Here is a 5,037-nt window from a genome sequence, read left to right on the forward strand (position 1 = left end):
GTCATGGCGTAGGCCGTCGACCCGTGGGCTTCGTCGCGCCCGAAGACGACGCCACCGACCTCGCCGGCTGCGGTCAGGAACGGACCGCCCGAGTTGCCGGGCTCGACCTCGGCGGCAAGCTGGTGGACGGTGCGCGTCTGGGGATCATTGGCGAACTGCGTCGGTCCCGTCCTGGCGACCGAGGCCGGGACCGAGCGGAAGGGGCCGCCTCCCGGGTAACCCTGGACCACACCGGCTTCGCCCTCGGCAACCCCGTCCGCCAGGTCCAGCGGTGCTGCGTCGACGGGCGCCTGGATCACGGCGATGTCGTCCGCCTCGTTGAAGTACACGACTCGGCCGTCGGCGGCCTGTCCGTCGGGAAGCGTCACCACAGGCGCGTCCACTCCCGCGACCACATGGGCATTGGTGACGATCCGGTTCTCGGCGACAACGAAACCGGATCCGGTGGGCATCACCTGGCATGCGGCGGCGATACCCGACACTCTCGCCACCGACTGCGATGCAGCGGCAAGCTCCGGGGAATCAGGATCGATGTCCTGTGGCGGTGCGTCCTGCGTCGGCTGGCCCGGCGGAGCGGCGGGCACTCCTGGACCGCGCAGCGACGGGAGAACCGGGGTGTCCGCCAGTGATGCCCGGATGTCATCGCCGGCCTGCTGCAGCCGGTCGGGGAGGAGACGGTCGATGGCCTGCACCGCGGTCGAGGACGATACCGCTGAGCTGACGTTCGGTATGCCCGCCGCCATGACGGCCGGTGCGGCGATGGAGAGGACAAGGGCGGCGACGATGGTCGTCAGTGCCCCACCCAGGAGACGTTCGGGAACACGGAGTTTGATCCGGTCGGTGCCGCGGCTGATCCAACGTCCCAGTGACGACCCGATGCGCGAGCCAAGGAGCAGGAGGAGCACCGTGAGGGCGAACCCGGCGATCCACCGCCACTGCGGGTCGTCTACTGCCCGGGCAACCTGTGGCACCACCCAGTACGCGGCCGCGCCGCCAACGAGCAGACCACCCATCGACCCCAGTGAGGAGAAGAATCCTGACCGGAGTCCGCTCACCAGTGCCATGACGAGGATGAGCAGCACAATGATATCGACCAACACACGACCAGGATACCGGCCCCGGTACTGTCCGGCCCATCTGCCAGCGGTACCCGGCAGTGACTTCCCAGCTGCCGGGCAGCTACCCCAGGAGTCCTTCACGCAGTGCCCGCAGCACCGCGTTCGTCCGGTCACGCGCACCGAGCTTCATGAGGATCGTCGACAGGTGGTTCTTGACCGTCCCCTCGGCCAGGTGCACGACCTCGCTGATCTGCCGGTTGCTGTAACCCTCGGCCACCAGCCGCAGGACCTCGAGTTCGCGGGGAGTGAGTTCCTGCGCGGCGACGTCGTTCGTTCCGGAGGGTTCGGGGGAGGTGCGGATGGCTTTCAGCAGCTGGTCCGTGATGGAGGGGGCAATGAGGGTTCCGCCGGCATTCAGCGTGCGCACGGCGGTGGAGAGCTGCTCGACGGTCACGTCCTTCAGCATGTACCCACGTGCGCCGTGGCGCAGGGCGTCCAGCACCAGGTTGTCGTCGTCGAAGGTCGTGAGCACCAGGACGGGGATGTCCAGGTCGAGCTGCTGCAGGAACCACAGGCCGTCGTACCGCGGCATGCGGAGGTCAAGGAGGACGACGTCGATCTCCACATTGGTAAGGCGTTCGAAGGCCTCCGATCCGTCCCCCGCCTCGGCGACGACGTTGATCCCGCCGATCTCCAGCAGCGTGCGGATGCCCTGGCGGACCAGTGTCTGGTCGTCGACGACCATGACCCGCGGTGAGTTCCCCGTGGAGTCAGTCATTGCTGTGCCCCGACATCTGCAGCTGCTCGGGGAGGGTGACCTCCACCCGGAAACCGTCCCCCGGGGTCACTCCCAGGGTACCGCCGAGCGGGAGGACGCGTTCCTCGAGACCGAGGAGCCCGTTCCCCGGTCGGTAGCTGACTGCGGTGGTGCCGTTGTCGTGTCCGGCGAGACGTACCTCCCCGTCGGACCGGGTGACCTCCAGCCACAGTTTCGTGGCGTCCGAGTGCTTCACGGTGTTCGTCATGATCTCCTGGGCGGCGCGGATCAGTGTTGTGGCCTGCGTGTCATCCGGGTGGACATCATCGTCGACGACGATGCGGACCGCCAGGCTCGGCACCGCGGACGCCATCCTGCCCAGGGCGTCGGTCACATCGCTGGCTTCGGTGTCGCGGAACTCGCTCACCGTGGACCGGACATCACCGAGCAACTCCTTGGCGACCGCGGAGGCCTGTCCGATGTGCTCACCGCATGCGTAGGCGTCCCCCTGGGTGTTGCGGTGGCGTGCCGCCTCCAGCTCCAGGTTGAGGACGGTGAGCTGGTGGCCGATGAGGTCGTGGAGCTCCCGGGAGATGCGCAGGCGTTCGGAGGTGCGGGCGGAGTCCTCCAGCATCACCCCTGCGGCGGTGAGTTGGACGTTGCGTTCCTCCAGCAACACGCGGAGACTCTGCTCCTTGATCAGGGTGTACGTCATCAGAGCCACCGCCACGTGGATGAATCCATAGAACACGGTGATGAACACTGCCTGGTCAAGCGGGACCCCGAAGGTGAGGAAACTGACCAGTAGCACCACGCTGTTGGCGGCGATGACCACAGCGACCCACCGCATCCGCAGAATGTAGGTGCCGATGGCCGCGACGCTGATGAGGACAACGGACATCGCCCCCGTACTGTCGGCCATGGTCAGCACCAGAGCCCAGGAGGTCACCACCGCCACCGCATAGAAGCTGCTGCGGTAGGCGGCCGCCGCGAAGGCCGTCGCCACGCACACGGCGAACAGCAGGATCCAGGACCACACGGGGATGAGCGTGCGGGGCGACTGGATCAGGACGAAGGCCCCGACACCGATGCACACCACGAGCATCGACGTCCCGGCGAGCTGGTCGGCGATCTGACCCGCCCGCGCCTGGGACCTGGCGCTGGCTGGTGGCATGGACATGGCTCCAGCATATCGGGGAGGGGACACGGGGAGAGGTGCCGAAAGTCACGGACTGCCCCGTGGAATCCAGTGACCACCGGCACCTGTGCGCACCCGGGTCCGCACGGGAGGGTGATGGACATGACGAATACACAGACGACAACGCAGTTGGCCGTCGAGGCCACCGACCTCGTGAAGAGCTACCGGCAACACGTGGCCGTCGACGGCATCAGCCTGGCGCTCCAGCCGGGAGAGACCATGGGGATCCTCGGTACGAACGGTGCCGGCAAGACGACCACCGTCGAGATGATCGCGGGGCTCCGTACCCCCACGTCCGGCTCGGTGGGCATCTTCGGCCTGGACCCGGTGAAGGACCGGGCGAGAGTACGCCAGATCCTCGGTGTCCAGTTGCAGGGCGCCAATCTCCATCCCGCGCTCACCGTCCTCGAGTTGATCAACCTGTACCGCAGCTTCTACCCGGATCCGCTCCCGGCGGAGGAGGCGATGGACATGGTCGAGCTGACGGCGAAGAAGGACACCCGCTTCGAGAACCTGTCCGGGGGACAGATGCAGCGGGTTTCCGTGGCGGTGGCGCTGATCGGGCGTCCCCGGATCGTGATCCTCGATGAACTGACGACCGGGCTTGATCCGCGTGCCCGGCGCCGGATCTGGAAAACCATCGAGTCCCTGGAAGGGCAGACCGTGATCCTGGTCAGCCACGCCATGGACGAGGTCGAGCGGCTGTGCGACCGGGTCATGCTCATTGACGCCGGCAGGACCATTGCGCAGGGGACCCCGGAGGAACTGGTGGCCCAGTCGGGGGCGTCCTCCCTGGAGGAGGCCTTCGTCGCACTCACCGGCCGGGAGATCGACGGCGACGACCACGACGAAGACGACGAATAGTACGACGAGGAGCAACCGACATGACTACCCAGGCATTCTCCCCACAGACGATCCGGACGTCCGGTCCCGGCCCGCGGGCATGGTTCGCCATGATCGCCGCGGAGCTTAAGATGGTCCTCCGCGATACCGCGGGCATCATCATTCCGCTCGGCCTCCCACTGCTGATCATGCTGATGCAGGTCATGATGCTGTCGGACGAGACCACGGACACCGGACACTCGGTGATCGAGGTGTACGCCCTGCCCGTGGTCTTCGCGATGGTCGTCGGCATGGTCGCGATGATGAACATGCCGAGCTTCCTGGCGACCTACAGGAAGACGAAGGTGTTGCGGCGACTGGCGGCGACACCGGCCCATCCGGCGATGGTGCTTGTCGCCCAGATGGTGGTGAGCCTGATCCAGGTGATCACCGGTATCGCCCTGGCCTACGTCGTCGCGGTGATCCTCTCTGACGCGGGACTTCCGGACGATGCCCTCGTTGCGGTGCTGGTGATGCTGGCCACCATTGCCGCGATGTACGCGCTGGGCATGGTGGTGGCGTCTGTGGCCAGGACCCCGAATGCCTCCGTGGCGATCGGGCTTGTGCTGTTCTTCGGCATGGGCGCGTTCGGCGGGATGTTCGTGCCGATGGAGAATCTCCCGGATACCGTGCAGTCCATCGGTGCCTGGATGCCCTTCGGCGCCTCCGTCGAGGCACTGCAGTCCGCCTGGATCGGCGAGGCCGTGGCCTGGGAGAACTGGGCGAGCCTGGGTGGCACCACCGTGATCGGCGGAGCTCTGGCAGCGGCCCTGTTCCGCTGGGAATAGTGCGTTCCAGTGGTCTATCCGGTGTGCTCCTCCAGCAGCGGGACGAGTTCCCCCAGGGCGAACTGGATGGCTGCCGGGGATCCCAGTGAGTACGCGCTGGAGATCTCCTCGGGCATCACGAAGGAGTGGCCGTCCTCGGTCGCGGACAGCCGTTTCCAGGCCCCGTTGTCCTCGATGTCCTCCGGGGTCGTCCCGATCGCGAAGGCGACCACCAGGTCCGAATCGGCCTTCGACAACGTCTCGTCGCTGAGTTGGACGGAGAAGCCGCTGTCCCCGGTTTCCTCGGCGACCAGGGTCTCGTTCTCCATGAATCCGAGGTCCAGGAGGGTGTCATAGCGCTCGGAGCCGCGGATG

5 protein-coding genes and 1 pseudogene are annotated in these 5,037 nt (G+C 66.8%); 2 read left to right on the top strand and 4 right to left on the bottom strand.

All coding sequences use genetic code 11. The features are described from left to right. The 3 genes from ACTIL2_RS15105 to ACTIL2_RS15115 form a co-directional block, all read right to left on the bottom strand. Positions 1-1,100: MarP family serine protease (locus ACTIL2_RS15105; protein WP_442338300.1), on the bottom strand; the 1,100-nt coding region annotated here is incomplete at its 3' end. Positions 1,101-1,179: 79 nt separating this feature from the next. Continuing rightward, a complete protein-coding gene (locus ACTIL2_RS15110) occupies positions 1,180-1,836 on the bottom strand; it encodes a response regulator (RefSeq protein WP_442338301.1) in 657 nt (218 codons plus the stop codon). After that, complete coding sequence (locus tag ACTIL2_RS15115; RefSeq protein ID WP_442338302.1) at positions 1,829-2,995, bottom strand: sensor histidine kinase; 1,167 nt, start codon at positions 2,993-2,995, stop codon at positions 1,829-1,831. Before ACTIL2_RS15115 ends, ACTIL2_RS15110 begins: the two co-directional genes overlap by 8 nt. Positions 2,996-3,115: 120 nt before the next feature. On the opposite strand from ACTIL2_RS15115, the gene ACTIL2_RS15120 reads away from it, so the two are divergent. Together ACTIL2_RS15120 and ACTIL2_RS15125 are read left to right on the top strand one after the other, a co-directional pair. Then, complete coding sequence (locus ACTIL2_RS15120) at positions 3,116-3,877, top strand: ABC transporter ATP-binding protein (RefSeq protein WP_442338303.1); 762 nt, start codon at positions 3,116-3,118, stop codon at positions 3,875-3,877. Positions 3,878-3,897: 20 nt separating this feature from the next. Then, positions 3,898-4,683, top strand: a complete 786-nt coding sequence (locus tag ACTIL2_RS15125; RefSeq protein WP_442338304.1) for an ABC transporter permease — start codon at positions 3,898-3,900, stop codon at positions 4,681-4,683. Between the two features lie 14 nt (positions 4,684-4,697). On the opposite strand, the pseudogene ACTIL2_RS15130 reads toward ACTIL2_RS15125, so the two are convergent. Beyond that, positions 4,698-5,037 (bottom strand): annotated as a pseudogene (locus ACTIL2_RS15130) (iron-siderophore ABC transporter substrate-binding protein); the annotation flags it as partial.

This window comes from Corynebacterium sp. (assembly GCF_052107835.1).
Taxonomy (GTDB): Bacteria; Actinomycetota; Actinomycetes; order Mycobacteriales; family Mycobacteriaceae; genus Corynebacterium.